Source organism: Arachnia sp., assembly GCF_057238465.1.
Genome location: NZ_DBHHFZ010000012.1, coordinates 80,466 through 99,881, shown reverse-complemented (window position 1 = coordinate 99,881; position 19,416 = coordinate 80,466). Strand labels below are relative to the sequence as shown.

17 protein-coding genes, 1 tRNA gene and 1 other RNA gene are annotated in these 19,416 nt (G+C 62.4%); 9 read left to right on the top strand and 10 right to left on the bottom strand.

Going from position 1 to position 19,416, the window contains the following annotated elements; all coding sequences use genetic code 11:
• The first annotated feature begins 48 nt into the window (after nucleotides 1-48).
• Entirely contained in the window at nucleotides 49-1,956 is a 1,908-nt protein-coding gene (locus tag ACO6D6_RS12710) for a VWA domain-containing protein (RefSeq protein WP_484785609.1), read from the top strand.
• Nucleotides 1,957-2,020: 64 nt separating this feature from the next.
• On the opposite strand, the gene ACO6D6_RS12705 is transcribed toward ACO6D6_RS12710, so the two are convergent.
• The 3 genes from ACO6D6_RS12705 to ACO6D6_RS12695 all read right to left on the bottom strand — a co-directional run bounded on the left by ACO6D6_RS12705 (nucleotide 2,021) and on the right by ACO6D6_RS12695 (nucleotide 4,107).
• Nucleotides 2,021-3,214 (bottom strand): serine/threonine-protein kinase, encoded by a 1,194-nt coding sequence (locus ACO6D6_RS12705; RefSeq protein WP_484785608.1) that lies wholly within the window; start codon nucleotides 3,212-3,214, stop codon nucleotides 2,021-2,023.
• A complete protein-coding gene (locus ACO6D6_RS12700) occupies nucleotides 3,207-3,635 on the bottom strand; it encodes a DNA-binding protein (RefSeq protein ID WP_484785607.1) in 429 nt (142 codons plus the stop codon). Before ACO6D6_RS12700 ends, ACO6D6_RS12705 begins: the two co-directional genes overlap by 8 nt.
• A 106-nt stretch (nucleotides 3,636-3,741) precedes the next feature.
• Nucleotides 3,742-4,107 carry a DUF6463 family protein gene (locus ACO6D6_RS12695; protein WP_484785606.1) on the bottom strand — a complete coding sequence of 122 codons (366 nt, stop codon included), beginning with the start codon at nucleotides 4,105-4,107 and terminating at the stop codon, nucleotides 3,742-3,744.
• A gap of 37 nt (nucleotides 4,108-4,144) precedes the next feature.
• On the opposite strand from ACO6D6_RS12695, the gene ACO6D6_RS12690 reads away from it, so the two are divergent.
• A complete protein-coding gene (locus ACO6D6_RS12690; protein ID WP_484785605.1) occupies nucleotides 4,145-4,789 on the top strand; it encodes a TetR family transcriptional regulator in 645 nt (214 codons plus the stop codon).
• Nucleotides 4,790-5,612: 823 nt separating this feature from the next.
• On the top strand, nucleotides 5,613-7,160 hold the full coding sequence (locus ACO6D6_RS12685; RefSeq protein WP_484785604.1) for a tyrosine-type recombinase/integrase: 1,548 nt from the start codon (nucleotides 5,613-5,615) through the stop codon (nucleotides 7,158-7,160).
• A 145-nt stretch (nucleotides 7,161-7,305) separates the two neighbouring features.
• Here the strand turns inward: ACO6D6_RS12685 and ACO6D6_RS12680 are convergent, their stop codons facing one another.
• The gene (locus ACO6D6_RS12680; RefSeq protein WP_484785627.1) at nucleotides 7,306-7,539 is read right to left on the bottom strand and encodes a helix-turn-helix domain-containing protein; all 234 of its coding nucleotides are present in this window, start codon (nucleotides 7,537-7,539) and stop codon (nucleotides 7,306-7,308) included.
• Between the two features lie 173 nt (nucleotides 7,540-7,712).
• Here ACO6D6_RS12680 and ACO6D6_RS12675 point away from each other — a divergent pair, with 173 nt between their 5' ends.
• Entirely contained in the window at nucleotides 7,713-8,444 is a 732-nt protein-coding gene (locus tag ACO6D6_RS12675; protein ID WP_338569155.1) for a hypothetical protein, read from the top strand.
• Nucleotides 8,445-8,668: 224 nt separating this feature from the next.
• On the opposite strand, the gene ACO6D6_RS12670 is transcribed toward ACO6D6_RS12675, so the two are convergent.
• The gene (locus ACO6D6_RS12670) at nucleotides 8,669-9,271 is read right to left on the bottom strand and encodes a recombinase family protein (RefSeq protein ID WP_484785603.1); all 603 of its coding nucleotides are present in this window, start codon (nucleotides 9,269-9,271) and stop codon (nucleotides 8,669-8,671) included.
• A 375-nt stretch (nucleotides 9,272-9,646) separates the two neighbouring features.
• On the opposite strand from ACO6D6_RS12670, the gene ACO6D6_RS12665 reads away from it, so the two are divergent.
• The 4 genes from ACO6D6_RS12665 to ACO6D6_RS12650 all read left to right on the top strand — a co-directional run bounded on the left by ACO6D6_RS12665 (nucleotide 9,647) and on the right by ACO6D6_RS12650 (nucleotide 15,054).
• Complete coding sequence (locus tag ACO6D6_RS12665) at nucleotides 9,647-10,717, top strand: ImmA/IrrE family metallo-endopeptidase (protein ID WP_484785602.1); 1,071 nt, start codon at nucleotides 9,647-9,649, stop codon at nucleotides 10,715-10,717.
• Entirely contained in the window at nucleotides 10,714-11,178 is a 465-nt protein-coding gene (locus ACO6D6_RS12660; RefSeq protein ID WP_338569147.1) for a DUF4411 family protein, read from the top strand. Before ACO6D6_RS12665 ends, ACO6D6_RS12660 begins: the two co-directional genes overlap by 4 nt.
• Nucleotides 11,179-12,240: 1,062 nt before the next feature.
• Nucleotides 12,241-13,359 carry a hypothetical protein gene (locus ACO6D6_RS12655; protein WP_338569145.1) on the top strand — a complete coding sequence of 373 codons (1,119 nt, stop codon included), beginning with the start codon at nucleotides 12,241-12,243 and terminating at the stop codon, nucleotides 13,357-13,359.
• A gap of 30 nt (nucleotides 13,360-13,389) precedes the next feature.
• Nucleotides 13,390-15,054, top strand: a complete 1,665-nt coding sequence (locus tag ACO6D6_RS12650) for an FtsK/SpoIIIE domain-containing protein (RefSeq protein WP_484785601.1) — start codon at nucleotides 13,390-13,392, stop codon at nucleotides 15,052-15,054.
• Between the two features lie 151 nt (nucleotides 15,055-15,205).
• Here ACO6D6_RS12650 and ACO6D6_RS12645 read toward each other — a convergent pair.
• Both ACO6D6_RS12645 and ACO6D6_RS12640 read right to left on the bottom strand, forming a co-directional pair.
• Nucleotides 15,206-15,293: transfer RNA gene (locus tag ACO6D6_RS12645), tRNA-Ser, on the bottom strand.
• 141 nt (nucleotides 15,294-15,434) lie between these two features.
• A complete protein-coding gene (locus tag ACO6D6_RS12640; protein WP_484785600.1) occupies nucleotides 15,435-16,778 on the bottom strand; it encodes a Na+/H+ antiporter family protein in 1,344 nt (447 codons plus the stop codon).
• Between the two features lie 437 nt (nucleotides 16,779-17,215).
• Here ACO6D6_RS12640 and ffs point away from each other — a divergent pair.
• Nucleotides 17,216-17,312, top strand: an RNA gene (gene ffs, locus ACO6D6_RS12635) — signal recognition particle sRNA small type.
• Between the two features lie 15 nt (nucleotides 17,313-17,327).
• Here the strand turns inward: ffs and ACO6D6_RS12630 are convergent.
• The 3 genes from ACO6D6_RS12630 to ACO6D6_RS12620 are packed head-to-tail and all read right to left on the bottom strand — an operon-like array spanning nucleotide 17,328 to nucleotide 19,383.
• A complete protein-coding gene (locus ACO6D6_RS12630; protein WP_484785599.1) occupies nucleotides 17,328-18,086 on the bottom strand; it encodes an ABC transporter permease in 759 nt (252 codons plus the stop codon).
• Nucleotides 18,083-18,820: an ABC transporter ATP-binding protein gene (locus ACO6D6_RS12625; RefSeq protein WP_484785598.1), complete on the bottom strand. Its 738-nt coding sequence runs from the start codon at nucleotides 18,818-18,820 to the stop codon at nucleotides 18,083-18,085. The genes ACO6D6_RS12630 and ACO6D6_RS12625 overlap by 4 nt, the downstream gene beginning before the upstream one ends.
• Nucleotides 18,817-19,383: a TetR/AcrR family transcriptional regulator gene (locus ACO6D6_RS12620; RefSeq protein WP_484785597.1), complete on the bottom strand. Its 567-nt coding sequence runs from the start codon at nucleotides 19,381-19,383 to the stop codon at nucleotides 18,817-18,819. Before ACO6D6_RS12620 ends, ACO6D6_RS12625 begins: the two co-directional genes overlap by 4 nt.
• Between the last annotated feature and the right edge of the window lie 33 nt (nucleotides 19,384-19,416).

The following is a 19,416-nucleotide window of genomic DNA, read 5'->3' as shown; positions in this document are numbered from 1 at the left end:
GCAACAGCGAACTCTAGATTCGCAGTTGCAAAGATTGGAGGTAGATCGATGAACCGATCCCATCGCCTGGCGGCGGCCTGCGGGGCCTTGCTGCTGGTTTCCGTGTGTGGTCCCGTCCTGCCCGCCGCACACGCGGATGAACCCGCACCCAAGGTCCTGCTGATGCTGGATTCCTCGGGGTCGATGAAGGACGCGGATCCGTCCGGCGGCACCAAGATGGATGCCGCGAAGAAGGCCCTCATACACGCCCTCGACTCCGTGCCCGCGAACGCCGAGGTCGGGCTCAGGGTCTACGGTGCCGACGTCGACGGCAACGGCGCCCCGGGTTCCTGCACGGACTCCCGGCTGGCCCATCCCGTCGGCGCCCTGGACAAGGCGGGCCTGACCAATGCGATCAACCAGTTCCAGCCCCGCGGCGACACCCCCATCGCGTACGCGCTGAAGGAAGGGGCGAAGGACCTGGGCGACAGCGGCAAGCGCCACATCATTCTCGTCTCCGACGGGGAGGAGACCTGCTCGCCCGATCCCTGTCAGGAGATCCGTGAGTTGATCGCGGGCGGGGTGAGTCTTCAGATCGACACCGTCGGTTTCGGCGTGGAGGACAAGGCCCGCCAGCAGCTGGCGTGCGTGGCCGAGGCCGGTGGTGGCAGCTATTACGAAGCGAAGGACGCCAAGTCCCTGGAATCGAGCCTTCAGCGGCTCGGCGCCCGCACGGCGCGTGGTTTCACCGTCGCGGGCACCCCGGTGCAGGGGGCGGACATCCCCGCCGGTGCTCCGTTGCTGGCCCCCGGACAGTACACGGACATCTCCGTGGCCTCCAACGAGAAAACCGAGAAGTACTACAAGGTGAGGCGGAGCCAACCCGGCTCCACGCTGCGCGTGAATGTCCTCACCCGTATGCCGAACGCCCGCTTCTTCGACTCCGTCAAGCGTGGCTCGTGGGTCTGGGAGTTGAAGACCATGGACGACGACGCGTGCGCATACGAGAGCAGCACCGGTTTCGACAGCGGCAAAACCGGGGTCGTGGTCGGGCAGACGCTGGTCGCGCTGCCCGCGGATCCCAGGAATCCGGCGTCCAAGGGAACGAAAGAACAGACCTGCGCCGACGCCAAGGATTTCTACTTCAAGGTGGCGCGCATGCCCGGTTCCGGCGGGGCGATCCCGATCGAGATCCGGGTGATGGAGGAGGCGCCCGTGGAGAACGCCGACCAGCTTCCGACCGGGGTGCAGGAGGTGCCCTCGAGCAACTCCGAGGGGGTCAGTTCACCCGCGACGGACAACGTCACGTCGGTGCTCGGCGGGGCCAGCTTCAATGACGCCCTCGAGGTGGCTCCCGGCACCTACAGCGTCGAGCTGGTGCCCGGGGAGATGGCCTTCTTCAAGACCCCCATCAAATATGGCCAGAGCGGGATCTTCGCCCTCGACGGTCTCGAACTCTCTCCGGATGTCATCAGGAATTCCACTCTGTCAGACCACGTCGCAGTCTCCTCCGCGGTTTACGCGCCGGACTTCAGCCGGATGGATTCGGCATCCAGCGGGCAAGTCACGTTCTTCATGAAGAAGACGGGCGCGCACTCCAGCAGCGCCCCGCACATCAATCAGGTGCCGGAGGTGCGCTACCGGAACCGTTGGGACTCCCCCGAGATGCACTACTCCAGCCGGGGTTTCGCGATGGAGGGTTACTACTACTACGCGGTAGCGCTGGGCGATGAAACGTTCCTGAAGGGGCAGCCCGCGAACGTCAAGTTCTCGCTCGCCGTCTTGGGTGAGGCGACCGAGCAGTCCGGTAACGTCCAGGTGAGCGAGGTTCCCGCGGGTGAATCCAGCGGCACCGATTCCGGTCAGGAAAGTCCCTTCGGGGATTCCACCAAGCTGGCGCTGTTCGGGGCCGGCGGCGCCCTGGTGGTGCTCGGCGGTGGGGGCGTGGCCTACGTGCTGCTGCGGCGCCGCAGCTGATCGGGAAACTCCACGACGGTGGTTCCGGAATGCCCGGAACCACCGTCGTTTCGTTCCGGTTTCTTCAGGGCAGGTACCAGACGACCAGCAGGATCACCCCGCCGAGGAGCAGCAGCACGGAGGCGGCGAGCAGCACCCGGTCCGGGATGCGGCGTTTCCCGCCGCGTTTCCCGGGGGCGGGGACATCCGCTGGTGGGGGCGTCGCCAGCGCCTGCGTCGGCGGCAGGGCCGGGACGGATGTGGGTGCGGATTGGAGCGGGCTGGTCGGGGGAGTCGGTTGCTGGGGCCGGGAGACCATTGAGGGTGGCTGCCGGGGCTGACCGGTCGGCGGGGCCGGCGGCTGTGGGGTTCCGGGAGTCGCCGGGGAAGGAGCGGGGTACTGGGGGGACAGCGGTCCGGGCGTCCCGGGGCGGCGGGACGTCGTCGTCGGGTTTTCGGAATCCAGCGGCTCCAGTTGTTGGAACACCTCGACATCCCTGGCGGCGCCGTCCTGCCAGGCCAGTTCCGGGACATCCAGGCGGCGCAGGGCCTCCGATGTACCCGGCCGCGCCTCGGGGCGGGGGGCGGTGAGGTCGCGGACCAGGGACCAGAAGCTCTCGGGGACGCCGTCGGGGGTGCCGCGGTTGAGGTCGATGTCGCGGGGGCGGGCGCCGGTGAGCATCGATGCGGCCACCATGCCGGCCGCGAACATGTCGACCGCGGGGGTCACGTCCCCGAGGGTCATCAGTTCGGGGGCCAGGTACCCGGGGGTGCCGTGGACCATGCCGGTTTCGGTGAAGCGTGGCCCGGCGAGGTCGATGGCGATCCCGAAGTCCGTCAGGTAGGCGTGGGGGCGTCCGGAGCCGGTGGCGTCCAGGAGGATGTTCGCCGGTTTGACGTCGCGATGCACCAAGTGGGCGGAATGCACGGCCTGGAGGCCGGACAGGAGCTGCCGCAGGATCTCGGCGGCGAAACGGGGAGGCAGGGCGCCGTGGTCGCCGATCAGCGTCGCGAGCGAACCCCCGGCGACGATGCGCATGGTGAACAGCACCTGGTTGTCCTCGCCGATCCAGCCGAGCGGGGCGATCACATTCGGGTGGTTCACCCTGAGGCCCTGTTCACGGACGAAACGCAGCAGGGTCGAGGCGTCCGACTGCCGCAGCACCTTGGCCGCCACGATCCGGTTCAGTTTCAGGTCGCGGGCGCGCCACACGGCACCCATGCCACCCTCACCGATCAGGTCGATCAACTCATAGCGTCCTCCGAAAACCTCACCCATGTTCGGCAGCGATCCTCAGCAGGCGGGCGAGCTCCGGGGCGGTGGTGAGTTCGGCGAGTCGCCGCAACTCTTCCGCGGGGGCCGCGTTGTGCAGTTCTCGGGTGGCCGGGTTCATGGAGGTGGAGATCGTGGGTGTGGCCTCCCGGATCTCCTTGAGGCGTTCCGTGCGCTGTGCCGTGGTCAGTTTCGGGGCCTGCTGGGACATCTCGATGAGCGCCTGAAGGCGTCCCAACACGGCGGGGTTCCCGATCTTGGCGCGCTGTCCCGACAGCAACTGCGACATCATGGGGGCTGACAGCCCCAGGACCTGCGCCAGACCCGCCTGGGTCAGTCCCAGGTCGCCCCGGATGCGCCCCGCGATGTCGGCGAGCGGCTCCCCGTAGAGCTGTCGTTGTCGTGCCAGGTTCTCCTCGATCGCCATCTCGCCTCCTTCGCCGACATCCTACGGGACGGGCAGCCGACGGCATGCCACGGTTTGTCGGGATGGGGCGGGTTTCAGCAGCTGGGACGGTGGGTGTCCCGAGGGGTCAGTGGCGCAGTCGGCGGATGAGGCACACCGCCACGGGGAACAGCAGCAGCCAGAAACCCGAGGCCGGCATGAGAACCACCCCGGTCAGCGTCAGCAGACCGAAGAGCACGATGAAGGACCACGGGATCGCCACCCCTGTGCGTTCCAGCTGCGCGGCGAGCAGACCGATGGCGATCAACGCGAATCCCGTCACCAGGAACCAGAAGATCAGACCTTGTGGGGGTGGGTCGTCCCAGACTCCGATCAGCCCCGCGTTCGCGGCGTCGAGCAGAATCCGCCACCCGACGACGATGCCGAAGAGATTGTGAATGATCCCGATGAGCACGAGACTCCAGCCCACCAGGGGAAAAGTTTTTGATTCCATGCTCAAAAACTAGCACGGGGTGGGTACGCTTGCTGTCGTGGGAAGGCCGCCGAAGTTCAGTGAAGACGCGCTGTTGGACGCTGCTCTCGTGGTTGTTGCCCGGGACGGGAAGACGGCCACCACGGCCGATGTCGCGGCCGCCGTGGGGGGTGGGGTCGGGTCGCTCTACTACCGGTTCGCGAACCGGGAGGTGCTGCTGCTGGCCTTGTGGGTGCGCAGTATCAAGCGATTCCAGGTCGACTTCCTGGCCGCCGCCGGGTCGTCCCGGGATCCCGGGGAGGCGCTCGTCGCGGCCGCCGTCGCCATTCCCCGTTACTGTCGCGAGAACCCCGGCGAGGCCCGGGCCTTGACGCTTTTCCGTCACGCGGAGCTGCTGGCGCGCCTGGAGGCCGGTGACGACGAGCTCGCCGCCTGCCCCGGCGACCTGCGGGAGGCGGTCCGGGGACTCAACGACGAGGTCCTGGCGGTGCTGGGGGAGCTGACCCGGCAGCGTTTCGGGTCCCTGAAACCCCTGGAACTGGTGCGGGTCGCGGTCCAGCAGACCCCCTATGGCCTGGTTCGACCCTTCCTCGGGGCGGGCGCCGGGCCGATGCCCGCCTGGCTGGACGACATGGTGGCGGCCATGGTGCCCGCGGCCCTGGCGGTCGCGGATCGTCCGGGATGGTCCGAGGGGCACGAGTGATGTCGAACGCCTGCCCAAAGGCTGAACGCTTGTCTTGTTGTCGAATGCTTGCGCTGTAGCGCTGGCGGATGACCATAAGGCTGGCGTTTGTGTGGGAAGGCCAGCGGATGACCATAAGGCTGGCGGTTTGCGGGAAGGCTGGCGAACCGGGGTGGAGTGTGGGCGACGCTTGTCTTGTTGTCGAATGCTTGCGCTGTAGCGCTGGCGGATGACCATAAGGCTGGCGTTTGTGTGGGAAGGCCAGCGGATGACCATAAGGCTGGCGGTTTGCGGGAAGGCTGGCGAACCGGGGTGGAGTGTGGGCGACGCTTGTCTTGTTGTCGAATGCTTGCGCTGTAGCGCTGGCGGATGACCATAAGGCTGGCGTTTGTGTGGGAAGGCCAGCGGATGACCATAAGGCTGGCGTTTGTGTCGGGTGGGCTGGCGGTTTGTGGGAAGGCCGGCGGACCGTGAGGGCGGGAGGGCCGATGAGCCGGGGTGGGGAGGGTACTTCTCCGGGAAAGACCGAACCCCCGGTGTGAACGCCGGGGGTTCGAGCGATATGGCTTGTGGCGGAGGATACGAGATTCGAACTCGTGAGGGCGTGAACCTGCTTTGACAAGGATATTTGAGAACTATGAGAATCGGGTAATGGGCAGTAGGGGGGTTAACAAAGGGGGCTAACAGGGTCTACCATGGTCCCATGCCAAGGAAGAGCAGCTGGGGGCTATCCTGCACCATCGAACGCCCAAAAACTTCCCAAGGAACGCGGAGTTTTCGAGCAGTGAGCTGGCCCGGAGGCACTGGGGGGTCGAGGGTCAAGGCCAAGGGCACCACCATCCCCATGGCTGTGGCCCGGTTGGTGCTCAAGCTGGAGGCTCTTGGTCAGCAGGAGGAAGCCGCCAAGCTGCGGGCCAGTGCCGAGGCAGCGCTGGGAGCCTCCTTCATCGATGTTCTTCTGGCACCAAAGGACTCCGCGACACCTCAGGGCGTACTGAAGCCCCTTGGAGAGGCCGTGGAGTCCCTCATCGAGACCCGGCACAAGGCTGGCAAGCTCAGCGGGGGTACGTACCCCCGCTACCGGGGTTTGCTCCGAAACCACATCATGCCTAGCGCCTTGGCCAAGATGCCGATGGATGCCATTTCCCCTAAAGACATCGAAAGGTTTCTCGACCAACTGCGGGCAAAGAAGGGGAAGGACGGTACTCTTCTCCTTGGGACCACCCCGCTAACCACGATAGAAGGGCTCCTGGCGCAGGCCTTCCACAAGCAGTTGGCCGAAGGGAAGCTGGTCATCGACCCCATGGCGTCCATCGAGCGCACCAAGAAGCTGTCCAAAGCCGTTGGAGCGCAGTTCGCGGCCAGGGAAGGGGCGGCGCGATTCATCACCCTGCTGATGCAGGAAATCCCCTATAAGGCCTACTTGACAAGCTTTCTGCTGGGGTTTGGCCTCAGAACCTCGGAGAGACTGGCCATCCGTCACTGCTCCATTGCGACCGCGTTGCGCCATGGGAAGAACCGCCTACCGCAGCCAGTCATTACGGTTGACAGGCAGTTGGCTGAGGACCTCAGCTTGCAGCCCCTCAAGAAGAACTCTGAGCCCAGGAGACTCCCCCTTCCGATGGTGTCAGCACCTCACTTGGATGCCCTCTATCTCCGGCGGGCTATCCACCTCGTGAAGCTGGCTGAGCAAGCCGGAACCATTGGGGAGCTTCGGCGGAAGATGGAAGCCCATGCACAGCGCTGGGACCGGCCGAACATGGGGCCATCTGGGGCGATGTTTTCCCCGCTCTTTGAGCAGAGCACCTACCTTTACGCCAGCAGCAAGGGGGGACCGCTCCGCCGCCAGAATGTTAATGCCGCCTGGAAGCGCCTCTTGGAAAAATATGGAGATGGCGAGCAGGTGCGGGAACACGACTTGCGACATGTCTGCGCCACTGAGCTGGGCCGTCGAAACTTCCCGGCGGTTGTGATTTCGGCCATTACGGGTCACGCGGTCGACAGGCGAAACACGCTCCAAGCGGTCTACACCCACCCGAGCGCAGGCCAAAAGAAGGAAGCGATGGAGTTCCTCGGAGCCATTTTCGGCAGGCCCGCAGAGCCACCTCAGGAGCCCCTCCCGGATACGCTGGCAGATTACGCGGGCATGGCACCGCTTTGGAGTCTTTGGAGGGCTGACCGGGAAACCGACTATGCCCTGCCAAGGGATGCCACACCCCATGCTCGAGCAGTACATGCCATGAACCAGCTCTGGATGCCAGAAGCATTCCGAGTTGAGCACTTGAATGAGCCCATCAACCTAGCCTCAATCTGGCCTTTGAATCAGAGTTCCGTCGAGTGGCATCAGAAGCAGGGTATTGATGCTTTGAACTACTTCCCGAGGGGCAAGTAGCCACCCCAGCCCGATACCTGAAATCGCATCCTGGAACACCCCGGGATGCGGCAGGTTCTACCGGCCCCATTCAGGGTCACTTTCGCAGTTTCTGAGAAGATTTCTCAAAAAGTGCTCATCCTAGGCAGAACATCAGGGGCAGGGCTCAGGAAGACTCAGAATCGCTCTCTGTGCGCTCCTCAAGGTCAGGGAGGTCCGGCACGAGTTCGTGGATGGAGCAGCCCAGCGCTTCGGCCATGGTGATTAGCCGCTCGGCAGCGGTGGAGACCTGACCCAGCTCGACCCTCGACAAGTGATGGCGACCCCAGCCCGCCGCTGCTGCGAGACTCTCCTGGCTCAGCCCCAGCGCTAGCCGTCTCTCGCGGATTCGCCTCCCCATCTGCTCCCGGAACCCCATGACTCTCCTCAACGTTTCGGTATCCAAGGGGAGCGAAGTAGGCATCCCCTAAGTCTGACGCCTTGAAGCGGCACGTTCTACCGCTCTAGGGCGGCAAGCATGTGCTATCCTAGCGTGGATGCCGCTCTAAAGCGGCAATACTTGAAGGGATAGTCATGTCATTGGGAGCATTCGCAGGCGGTTTGGCGGCGGGCATAGCCACCGGAGAGGACCCGCGACGGGGAACGAGGCGGCTAGTAGCCCTCTTTTTCATCCTCTTCGCGCTCCTCGGGCTGGTGGTGGCGGTGGCCATGCAACTCGCAACCCAGAACGGTTCCTTCCTTCCCGGCTGGGTCTTCTTCACGCTCTTCTGGGGCTTCACCCTGGCGGCCTCCACTATGAAGTGGGTTACCTTCACTCCTGTATCTGCTTTCAGCATCCTTCCCAGGGCCATCCTGGCGGCAAGGCAGACAACCTCAGGCAAAGTTTGGGCTATCGGCGCAGGAGCGGCTTGGGTCTTGGCCATCATCACCGGAGCCACCAGGGCCACCACCCCCACCATCTTCATTACCTTGGTCTTGGTGGTCTTCGCCTGGGGCATGGGGATATCTGCTGGTAAGGCCGAAGCCCGCGTCATGGTTTGGATGGAAGAGGTTAGGTCGGCGGTGGCCAGGGCCATCCCGTGTGACCCCGGGCAGCTTGAAGGCGGCAACTCCGGGGACCTAAGAAGACCAGAGGTAACTTTGATGTTTCCTTGGGTGCTCTACGGGGAAGCTGGACTGAGGTTTCTCAAAGACTTCAGCGAGCTGACTAGGGGCGCCCGATGGCACATCTTAGGCATGGACGGCACCGGCATCACCATCTGCTTGGACAAGGACAAGGAACACCACCAGAACCGCAAACGCTGACCTGCACTCAGTGACAACCGGTCCAGAACCCCAGGTTCTTTCAGGGGTTTTGGGCTGGCTGCATGGTCCGGCCAGGCGGCATCACGGAGGGCGGAGGTGGGTAAGGCCATGGGGCAGCTCGGCCTCCTCTGGAGAAGCCCCCTCAGTATCTGCACGGCAAAAGAGCAGCCAGCATCCCAGCATTGTCCAGGCCTGGGCACAGGACCCAAGGACTCCACTGCCACTCATCTGGAGTCAAAGGGGCAATCATTTGGCTTGCCACCAGACGCCCTGAGCAGACGATAGAAGGTTGCTCGGGATACCCCCAGAGCACGGGCAGCCTCACCCGCAGTAAGGGAGGGATTGCCATGCAACTCTGCTGCTCTGCGAACCAGCGCCTCATTGACGACGCTCGGTCTGCCCCCAGTCTTCCCAAGCTCCGCAGCTCTGGCTCGGCCGATAGCTGTCCGCTCCAGAATCATCTCCCTCTCAAACTCTGCAATGCTAGCTAGGACCCCAAAGAGCAGTCTCCCTTGAGCCGTGCCGGTGTCCAAGCCGTCCAAGGTTCGGAGAGTCGCCCCAGTTTCCTCAATTTCCCTCAATAAACTTGAGAGGTCGGACAGCGAGCGTCCCAGTCTGTCAAGCTTCACTAAGAGTACGACATCATCGGGGCGCAGATGTCCCAACAAAGCCTCCAATCCGGGCCTCTGACGGTCCTTGCCACTCAGGGCATCATCAAACACTCTCGTAGCTCCAGCTGTCTTCAGGCGGTCTTTTTGGTCCTGTAACGAATAGCCCTCACGGGCTTGGGTGGACGTCGAAACCCTCGCGTAGCCAAGAATCGCCATCACTAATCTCCTGTCTCAAATACCCGTGCGTCTCACGAGTTGGAATCAATATCTGTTGAGACGGGGATATGAGACGGCTTCTCTCGCGCCGAGACTGGAACCTCCACCTTGGTCAACACAAACGTGCGCTGTCTCGCAAGGTCATGAGAAAAGAGACGACTCGCAGCTGCGGTAGAGACCAACTGGACGGGCGAAGTGCGGACGCCAGATGGGCTCCGGGCAACCCATCTAAGCTCGATGGTCACCCCTCGACTCAGAAGGGTCGGTGTCTTGCTCTAAGATGGGCAGAGCCGACGGAGGATGGAGGGTAGCAGGATGGCGGCCAGGGCGCCTATCAACCCGGTTGCCCTCAAGTGGGCAAGACAAGTTGGCCAGGTGAGCGTATCGGACCTAGCAAGGGCACTGAACGTGAAGCCCGAGCGCATCGTGGACTTCGAGGGTGGGGACGCGCTTCCAACGTTTCGACAGCTCACGCTCATGGCAAAGAAGCTGGACCGTGCCCTAGGATTCTTCTTCGCGCCGCCTCCAAGTGTTCCGGATGTGCCTGCGACAGCCGACTTTCGTGGCCGCCCAGGCGAGACTTTGACATCCGACTTGGCCAAAGAGATGCGCAGAGCTGAACAGCACCGCAACGCTATGCTCGAACTCGCCGACAGGCAGGTACTCCGTCTTCCAGTGGGGCCGATTCGTTGGGATAACCTCGCCAGCCAAGCAAGGGAGTTTCGAGAAGAGCTGGGACTGACTCAGAACTATGTGCCTAAGTCTGGCCCAAACGCGTCTGTGTTCAGCGACTGGAGGTTGCTTCTAGAAACTCATGGCCTTCTAGTCTTGCAGACGACGGGAATCTCCCTTACAAGCTTTCGAGGGTTTTCCTTACACCATGAGCATCTGCCTGTAATTGTGGTTAACGGAGCCGACAGCCCAGCAGGGAAAACCTTTACATTGTTCCATGAGGTCGCGCACCTGATAAATCGTACTAGCGGCCTATGCACTCTACAGGACAGGGTCTTTGAAGAAGCCCTGGCTAACAACTTCGCCGCTGAGTTCCTGATGCCTCGCGACGAGTTCCTGACGCTTGCGCGTGATTATGCCGATGTCAAAGCGTTTATCGAAGAACTTGCCGCACATTTCCGCGTGAGCACTTTGGCCGTGGCGGTGAGACTTCGCCGATTCGGGCTCATCGATGACGCGAGCCTAGAGGAAGTCAGAATGGCCAGCGATGATGCTTGGGAGCGTGCGCGGGAAACGACCAAGAAGAAGAGTGGTTTCGTGCCCCAATGGAAGCTTCGCTACAGAGACCTGGGAAGCACCTTTATTGGCGTTGTTGCAGGAGCTCTTGAAGACGGGCGGGTCGACCTTGTTGACGCCACGTATCTCCTAAACGCGCGACTTCCAACTGTCGAGCAAATGCTGCAAGAATACTACCGTACCGGCGGCGCGCGGTGAAATTCACCCTGGATACAAACATCCTTGTCGGCCTCGTTCGACGCTATCCACGAGACATCTTCCCAGCTATGTGGGACCGACTGGAAGGTGCGGTCGCAGCAGGAAATAGCTGTATATGTGAGGCAATCCTTCGCGAGGTGCACCGAGGCGGCGACGAACTCCACACCTGGGCAAAGAATCTTCCCGGGTTTGTCTGCCCAGTAACTGACGTCGAGCTCATGACAGTCGCGGAGATTGCATCAGCGCACCCCGGATGGGTACAAGGCCAGGTAAATGAGGCAGACCCATTTATCATTGCGCACGCGAAGGCGGAAAGAGCGACTATCGTGACCGAGGAGACTAAGAAGGGCCCTGGAACTGCTGACCATAACCAAAAGATTCCTAACGTGGCTGCCGAATTCAATGTCTCCACAATAACGTTTCTTGACTACGTGCGCAGGCAGAACTGGAAGTTCTCCTAATTCCAATATGCTCTGTCCCTCACGATAGAACTCATTCGGCACGAGAGTAGATGAGCGCACACCAAGACTAGGGAGACGTGGGTGCAGAAGGAAAGAAGACATAGAGGTATCTATGACCCCACCCTGAAGTGAGGGACTTGGATGGCCGCCCACCCTCCTGACGACACCCCAGAGATTCCCTGGGCCTCCGGTACCCGCGATTTCCCTAAGTGCTGGTTAGCGTTCCAAATATGTCCGCATCCAAGTCAAGTGCGGCCCCATAGGGAAGGGTCCAGGTATCCCTCGACCTGAATGCCATGCTTGGCATCCGTAGGGAATTAGGACCCACTCACCGAAGTGAGCATCTTTTATACCCTGCCATCATGGTCTAGTCCGAGACGGTGCCATGGTTCACCGCTTGGTCAATCTTGGGAATGCCTGAGACAGAGATATCTGTGCCCCACTGCCAGCGTCCATCTGCCCGAAGGCCCTAACACGCGGATGGCCCGAAACCTGGTGGCGCCCAAAAAGCGCCCAGGGGTTGACCCTGGCGCTCTATTCATTCTTTGCTGCTTTCAACATTCTCTCGTCCGCCGGAGTCGCTACTAATATCTGAACAATAAAAATGACCCCCGGAGAAGTCGATTCCTCTGGGGGTCAATGCGTCCTGGCGGGAAAGCATTGGTATGAATATCTAAATGGCTCTAGTCGTGGTGAGGGTTGGGAGGGTGAGGCGGCAGGGAGAGGAGACCTGAAAACCTCGGGCGTAGACGCAATGCCCACAGGGCCATCGACACTGGACGCGCTGTCGTCATACTTGGGTCATTCTTGGCGGCCAACTGCTGGGCCATTGGAGGGAATCCAAGGAAGGATTACGTGGGTTCTGCTGAAGACTTTGTCTAAGCAGAACATCTTTCGCTTTTCCGTCGCCAAAAAACCCTCTTATCTACGAGGCAAAACAGCTCATAATAATGTTCTGGGGTAGGAGTAGGCGGGAATTAGAAGAGGATAGGGAGGGGGATAGGGGAAAGTGTGGCGATATAGAAAACGGGAACACCCCTCAGTGTCAGATTGGAGGCAATCATGCTCGAACCAACCGACTTATTGGCCGAACTGCTAGACGATTCTCCGGAAGAGATGGATTTGATAAAGCCGGTCTCAACACTACTGAAATTACCTGAAAAAGAAGCTGCACATAGCAGACGAATCATATCCAAGAACCGTCGCCAACCAGAAATCTCCCCTGGAAACCTAGAACTCATGGCCTTCCTGGCCAAGTTTCCTGGAGCCACATTGGAAGCGATGAGTATGCTCCAGGTGCGCCAGGCCAACCCCTTCTATGAGGCTGGTGTCCTTAGGGCAATTGGAGGTGTGGAAGCGACTTTGAAGAAGCTGAGGCGCATGGGGATGCTCACCTGGCACAGAGACCCCGCAGCCCAGGAGAACTATTTCTCCATCACTACCGAAGGTATCGAAACCCTGGGCTCCAAGGGGTACGAAACTGGCGCCATGCAAACGCTCCGGGGGGTCGCCAAGACCCGAGCAGCTCATCTTTCCGCTATTGCTCAAGTGGCTGCCCAACTCTACAGCCCCGCTGGCTTCTTCAAGAACCTGCTAGGGATTGCACCCCTAAGTCTGGATGCGCTCATTTCTGAAAAGGAAATGCGCAATGCCTTCGAGCCGGTAAAATCAGCTCTGAGGGAGGCCAAGAAAAGGGGTGAACCGAGCGAATTCGGCCCCCTTCGCGCTGCCACCATGAAGGCGCGATTTGAGCAGGTGGCCCAAGGGACCTTGGTCTACGAGGATGTTGTGGATGCTGAGCCCATGCTTTGGACCTTGGGTTTCAAGCAGCGCGAGGGGAGCATCAGGAAGGCGGTGCACCAGCCTGACTTGGCCGCAAGGGTGCCAGCGCCAGCGGGCGGGGTTCGCTCTCAAAATCTCTTAATTGAAGTGGAGCTAAGCAAGAAGAACTGGAAGGAGTATGAAGCCATCTTGGCCACCTTGGCTGCCGAACTGAAGGAAGGGCTGACCTACGGTAGGGCAATCTATTTCACCATCGGCACCCAGATTCCCACACTACTCAAGAAGGTGGATATCAGTGGAAATCTCGGCCTCATCAACACGGGGAAGCTTTTAATCTTGCCCCTGAAGCATCGGGATGGGACCCCCTACAGCGACAATCGCCGCATCAAACTCGCATGACAAGCCGCACCAGATTGGAGGAACATCATAATGGATAAGCTCTACTCGCTCTACGACGCTTACATTGGCGCGAACCTCTGGGCCATCGGCATCTCACTTACCGGGGCCATCCTTGCCATCCGTATCTTGGTGCCTCTGGTCATCAAGGCGGCCGCCCGCTGGAGGAACTTTGCGGGACGCAGGACCATCAATCCCGGGACTTGGTTTGCCATGCAGAGCAGACCTCTCTTCAAAGCCCAGAGCATGCTTCTGGCCAACTCGGGCCTTCGGGAGCTGTTCGCCCCGGCCAGCAACTTCCTGAAGGAGCTGACGGAAGAAGAGAAGGCGAAGGGCGTCATGAGCTTCGGGGCAGCCTGGCTCAGTCCTTATCCCCGCGCGGTCAAGGCCAGCATCAAGGCCAATCGCGGCGCGGCCAGGGGAAAGAAATTAGATGCTCATGCACAGGTTCGAGAGGTGGCCCGCTGCATCACAGTGGTGCCGCTGGAGCCCCGATATGGAGGCGGAGATGATTCGCAGCACTTCCAGATTTCGATTGACCTGCATGGACACGGGGCTGAGGAAGTAGCCCGCATCGAAGGGAAGATATCATCTCAGCTGGACCTGGTGGAACTCAACCCTATTCCGGGTCACCGAGGGGGTCGAGGAGTAGCTTATGCGGCTCACCGAACGGCACCTATCGACACCTTGATGCAGACCAAAATCGGGGTTGACTTCCTCAGGGCTAATCCTCCAAAGAATCCGTTCTCTCTACCCGTGGCGCTGGAAGAGTGTGGGGAGCCTTTCAGCCTACCTACCCATCACACCTTGGTTCTGGGTACCACAGGAAGCGGGAAATCCTCGCCGCTGAACTGCCTAATCTTCCAACAAGCAGAGTTTGTGGAGCAGGGAATTTCAGAGTTCTACGGGATTGACCCAAAACGGTCTGAGCTTAGGCCTTATGAAGACTCATGGCTGTTTAAAGAAGTGGTGTACTCGATGGAAGATGCCGTGCAGCTCATCGGGCACGTTGCAGGCATCCTCGACAAGCGCTCCAAGGCCAACCCCATCGACCTCTCCAAAGGGGAGCTGGGACGGAGCATGACCCCCTCGAAGACCCATCCCATGGTCTTCCTGGTCATTGACGAGATGCTTAGCCTGATTGGAGACTTGCAGACCAATCGTGAGACTGCCACCCTGAATCAACTCACAAAAATCATGGCGATGGGGCGGTCTCTCAACATCCTCATCGTAGGAGCCACCCAGAACGCAGACAAGGCTGTCTTGGGATGGATGCGGCCAAACATCGGCAATCCCGTGGTTCTCAGGCAGCCTTCTTCCTACTACAACGACCTGTTCCTGGGGCCAGATGCAGCCAAGAGGGGTTTCAACTCAACTACGATTGCTCCAGCAAACATAGCTAATGGCTACCGCACCGCAGGCATTGGGTTCACCTTGGGGGCGGACGGTGAGCCTGTGAAGGTGCGCTTCGCACATCTGACAGACAGAGACATCTCCGAGCTGATTCAACGCCACCCTGGCACTGGCTCTGCTCACCAAGCTGCTCCAGCTCCTCAATTCTCCGCGCCCGCTGTCGGTTCCGCTCTGACCAAGGAAGCGAGCCTTCAAGAGGCCGCTGAAGTCCCCGAGAGGCGCTCTCCCGAGGAATCCCAGGCGGCAGCTCTGATGGCGGCTCTGCGTCGCACACAGGGCCGCTGATGCCCAAGTCTCTGGAGGCAGGTTTCACCCCCCAAAACCTGGACCTCCATCGTCTGCCGGACCAATGGGGGGTTAACAAGGGGGGCTAAAATGTGCAAAAACGACCCTAGCCAGAGGTAAACCCCCTAGTCAAAGCCGCTCTTACTCTTTGTGGCGGAGGATACGAGATTCGAACTCGTGAGGGCGTGAACCCAACCCGCTTTCCAAGCGAGCGCCATAGGCCTCTAGGCGAATCCTCCGCGGGGAACCCTACCCGAGGACCCGGGACTGGGCAAACTCGGCCGGTCTCGGCGGCGGAAAACCGGCTCATCCGAGACCAGACGGCGCAGGCCTGGCGGAACGCGGCACCTCCGGATGTGAGGCGCCGAGGCGGAACCTTTTCAGAGCACCATGGCAGCAACCCAGCCCGCGGCCAGCAGCGGCAGGTTGAAGTGCAGGAATGTGGGGATGACGGTGTCGCGCATGTGGTCGTGCTGGCCGTCGGCGTTCAGGCCTGCGGTGGGGCCGAGGGTCGAGTCGGAGGCGGGGGAACCCGCGTCGCCCAGCGCGCCCGCCGTGCCGATGATGGAGACGGTGGCCAGGGGTGAGAAACCCAGTGCCACGCACAGCGGGACGTAGATCGCGGTGATGATCGGCAGGGTGGAGAACGACGACCCGATGCCCATCGTCACGAGCAGACCGACCAGGAGCATCGCGAAGGCCGCCATCGCCTTGTTGTCGCCGAACAGTCCGGCGGTGGCCTGGACGAGGGGTTCGACCTGCCCGGAGGCCTTCATCACCGAAGCGAAACCCTGCGCGGTGATCATGATGAAACCGATCAACGCCATCATGCGCATCCCGGAGGTGAACACCTCGTCGGCCTCCAGGCGTCGCACCACGCCCGTCGCGATGAAGACGAACAGCCCCACCAGGGCGCCGACGAGGAGCGGATCGGCCTTGGAATTGGTGATCGTCAGCCACGACTGGATGACGAAACTGGCGCCAATCGCGACCACGGCGATGATCACCTTCGGTTTGCTCACCTTCGCAGGGGCGGCGATGTCGACCTTCACGTCGGGGTCGTAGTCGCGGGGTTTGCGGTAGGTCACCAGGACCGCGATCAGCAGCCCTGCGACCATGCCCAGCGCGGGAATGCCCATCGCCACCATCACGTTGACGCCGTCGACGTCGAGCCCGGCCTTCGTGATGTTGCCCAGCAGGATGTCCTCCAGGAAGATTTTCCCGAACCCGAGCGGCAGGTACATGTAGGTGGTGACCAGGCCGAAGGTGATGATGCAGGCCACGGCGCGACGGTCGAGTCGCAGCTGGGTCATGATCGCCAGCAGCGGCGGGATCAGCAACGGAATGAAAGCGATGTGCACGGGAACCAGGTTCTGGCTCATCACAGCCATCGCCGCGATGCCCGCGAACATGCCCCACTTCACCCAGAAGACGGTTCTCTGTCCGGAGCTCTGACCGTCGAGCCGGCGGATGAGGGCATCGGCGAGCAGCTGCGTCAACCCGGAGTGGGCTACGGCCATGGCAAATGCCCCCAGCAGCGCGTAGGAAAGAGCGATGCGTGCACCACCGGCCAGACCCTCCTGGAAGGCGACCATCGTCGCTTCCAGGCCGATCCCGGAGAGCAGGCCGCCCACCAGCGCACCCAGGAACAGCGACAGCACGACGTGCACCCGGAAGGTGGCGAGAATCAGCATCACGAGGACGGCGGCGACAACAGCATTCATTCCAGAACCCCTCAAACGGCGACGGTAGGAGCCTAGAGGGCGCCGTTCCCAGGACGTCTTGACCCCCTGAAGTTGATTGGGTCGAGCGTCAGCGAGCCGGTCGTGTCGAAGCCATGGTGAGGGTGTCTGTGGGCTTGTGGTTGGGTTCTGGCTGTCGGGTGTGGGGTGGTTTCGACTCAGCCGTTCGCTTCGCTCACGTGCTGGCTCAACCGGCTTTGTTCTTGTGGAAGTTGGTTGAGCCGGCCTGCTCGCTCTGCGAGCCGGTCGTGTCGAAACCTCTTGCGCGTGTCCGGGGAACTTGGGTGGGTTCTGGCTGCCGGGTGTGGGGTGGTTTCGATTCGGCTTGCTCGTTCCTCGCGACCCGGCTCAACCGACTTCAAAGGGTGGAGGTTTGTCTGTGAGGTCGTTGCCGAGGTGCTGTCTCATGTACACTTGTGGATGGTTCCTCGCGCGGCGGTACCTCGCCCAATTCCCCCAGGGTCGGAAGGCAGCAAGGGTAAGTGAGCTCTTCCGGGTGCGCGAGGGGCCTTTTCTTCTGCCGCGGGATGGTCAGCGATTTCCCAGCTCCAGCCGAACCCAGGACCGCGTCGTGAGGATGGCCCCCGCGAGGCCCGCCGCCAGTGGGAGCAGTAGGGCGAGGGGCGGCGTGTTGCCGCCCGGGGTGGCCCACAGGACGGGAGTCGCCCACGGGATGAGATCCCCGATGCCGAGACCGGTGGCCAGGTTGGTGACGATCACGATCCCTAGAGCGGCCGCGATCCCCGCCAGGTAGCCGCGTCCGAGGGTCGCGAACCACGCCATGGGCAGTGCGCCGGCCCCGAGGAGCACACCGACCAGGGTGATGGTTCCCGCGCAGCCCGCAGCCCCGGTGACGGGCAGGCCCAGGCAGATGCCCACGAGGGCCGTCAGAGCGCCGGATGCGACGGCCAGCGCCGCGGACCATGCGGTGATGACGAGCAGTTTCGCCAGAGCGATCGTGCCCGGGCCGACAGGGAGGGCGAACAGACCCACCACGGTGCCGTCGGTGAACTCCCGGCCCACCAGCCAGGACGCGACGATCCCGGCGGCGAGCAGGACGGTGACCCCGGTTCCCATGGCCGCCAGCCCCGTCAAACCGGACCAGCCCACGGTGGTCATGAGCCCGGCCGCCTTCGTGCCCACCTGGGTGTCGGGGGCCATCGTCGCGGCCGCATACCCGCCCGCAGAGGTGGCCACCACCAGGACCAGTGACGTTGCCGTCGCCACCCGGGTCACGGTCGACCGTGTGAGTTTCCGGGCCTCGATGCCCAACAGGTGGCCGGGAATCATCGTTTCCTCTCCTTCTCCTCGCGTTCCTCGGCGGCCAGTACGGTCCGGAAGAACCTGGCCTCCAGATCGGGTCCCGTGGGGGTGAGGGAGTCGATGACGCGACCGGCGTGCAGCACGTCGACGCGATGCGCGATCCGCGTCAGCTCGTCGAAGTGGTGGCTCGTCACCAGAACGGCCACGCCGTCACGGGTCAGATCCGCGATGATCCCGCGCAGCCCGGCGGTGGCCAGCGGGTCGAGGGCGTTCGTCGGTTCGTCGAGGACCAGCAACCGGGGTCGGTGGGCCATGGCCGCCACCAACCCGACCTTCTGCCGGGTACCCAGCGACAGGCGACGTGCCGAGACATCCAGCCAGTCGCCCAGCCCGAGAAGATCGGCGAGTCCGGCGATGTGATCCGCGACGTGTCGGGGATCGTGGCCGTGCAGTGCGACGGAGGCGAGGATGTTCTGCCGGGCCGTCAGCTCGGGATAGGAGAACGGGATCTCCACCAGGTGCCCGACCGCGCCCCACGGTTCACCGCCTAAGGTCCGGGCGTCGTGCCCCAGGACCTCGACGCTCCCGGATCCGGGCCGCAGCATGCCCAGGGCGACGCGCAGGGCGGTCGTCTTCCCGGCGCCGTTCAGGCCCACCAGTGCCAAGCACTCGCCGGGGTTGACGACCAGATCCAGGTTGTCGAGAACCCGTCGGCCTCGCAGGTCGCGGGTGATGCCCCGGAGGGCCAGCGCGGGACTCACCGCGTCTCTCCCAGCAGGAGCTCCAGACCCTCCCGCAGGGCCTGGACCGCCGGTTCGCCCGCCGGTTCATCCGCCCAGGCCAGGAGCAGGGACGTCGCGGCACCGATCACGGCCCCCGCTGCCACGCAGGCCTCGCGAGGTCTGGTGTCCTGCGTCATCAGCGCTTCGCGGATCGCGTCCCGGGTGGCCTGCCCGGAGGCCCATGCTGCCGACCGCAGCGAGTCGGTGGTGGCGATCAGCTCGATGCGTTCCCGGAACTCCTGTGAGCCCAGCTCGGCCTCGGCGGCGGGGTCGTCGAGGGCGGCGAGCAATCCGCGCACGGCGCGTTCCAGGGGCGGGAGTTCTTTGGGCTGGGCGGCGGCCGAGGTCGCGATGAGGGGGTCGAACAGGTCGCCGACGACCACGGATTCCTTGGTGGGGAAGTGTCGGAAGAAGGTCATGTGGGAAACCCCCGCGGCTCTCGCGATCTGCGTGACGGAGGTTTGGGCATAGCCGTGTCGGTGGAACAGGTCCAAGGCGGTCTCCCGGAGCCGGGCCCGGGTTTGGGTGGGAACGGATCTCACCCTCATATGTTAGCAGCTAACTGTTATTGAATA

Bases quoted from the DNA above. Each gene is read 5' to 3' on its own strand.
- ACO6D6_RS12650 (WP_484785601.1), top strand. From the start codon at position 13,390: ATGGATAAGCTCTACTCGCTCTACGACGCTTACATTGGCGCGAACCTC.
- ACO6D6_RS12640 (WP_484785600.1), bottom strand. From the start codon at position 16,778: ATGAATGCTGTTGTCGCCGCCGTCCTCGTGATGCTGATTCTCGCCACC.
- ACO6D6_RS12700 (WP_484785607.1), bottom strand. From the start codon at position 3,635: ATGGCGATCGAGGAGAACCTGGCACGACAACGACAGCTCTACGGGGAG.
- ACO6D6_RS12630 (WP_484785599.1), bottom strand. From the start codon at position 18,086: ATGATTCCCGGCCACCTGTTGGGCATCGAGGCCCGGAAACTCACACGG.
- ACO6D6_RS12675 (WP_338569155.1), top strand. From the start codon at position 7,713: ATGTCATTGGGAGCATTCGCAGGCGGTTTGGCGGCGGGCATAGCCACC.
- ACO6D6_RS12680 (WP_484785627.1), bottom strand. From the start codon at position 7,539: ATGGGGAGGCGAATCCGCGAGAGACGGCTAGCGCTGGGGCTGAGCCAG.
- ACO6D6_RS12705 (WP_484785608.1), bottom strand. From the start codon at position 3,214: ATGGGTGAGGTTTTCGGAGGACGCTATGAGTTGATCGACCTGATCGGT.
- ACO6D6_RS12695 (WP_484785606.1), bottom strand. From the start codon at position 4,107: ATGGAATCAAAAACTTTTCCCCTGGTGGGCTGGAGTCTCGTGCTCATC.
- ACO6D6_RS12710 (WP_484785609.1), top strand. From the start codon at position 49: ATGAACCGATCCCATCGCCTGGCGGCGGCCTGCGGGGCCTTGCTGCTG.
- ACO6D6_RS12655 (WP_338569145.1), top strand. From the start codon at position 12,241: ATGCTCGAACCAACCGACTTATTGGCCGAACTGCTAGACGATTCTCCG.
- ACO6D6_RS12670 (WP_484785603.1), bottom strand. From the start codon at position 9,271: ATGGCGATTCTTGGCTACGCGAGGGTTTCGACGTCCACCCAAGCCCGT.
- ACO6D6_RS12685 (WP_484785604.1), top strand. From the start codon at position 5,613: ATGGCTGTGGCCCGGTTGGTGCTCAAGCTGGAGGCTCTTGGTCAGCAG.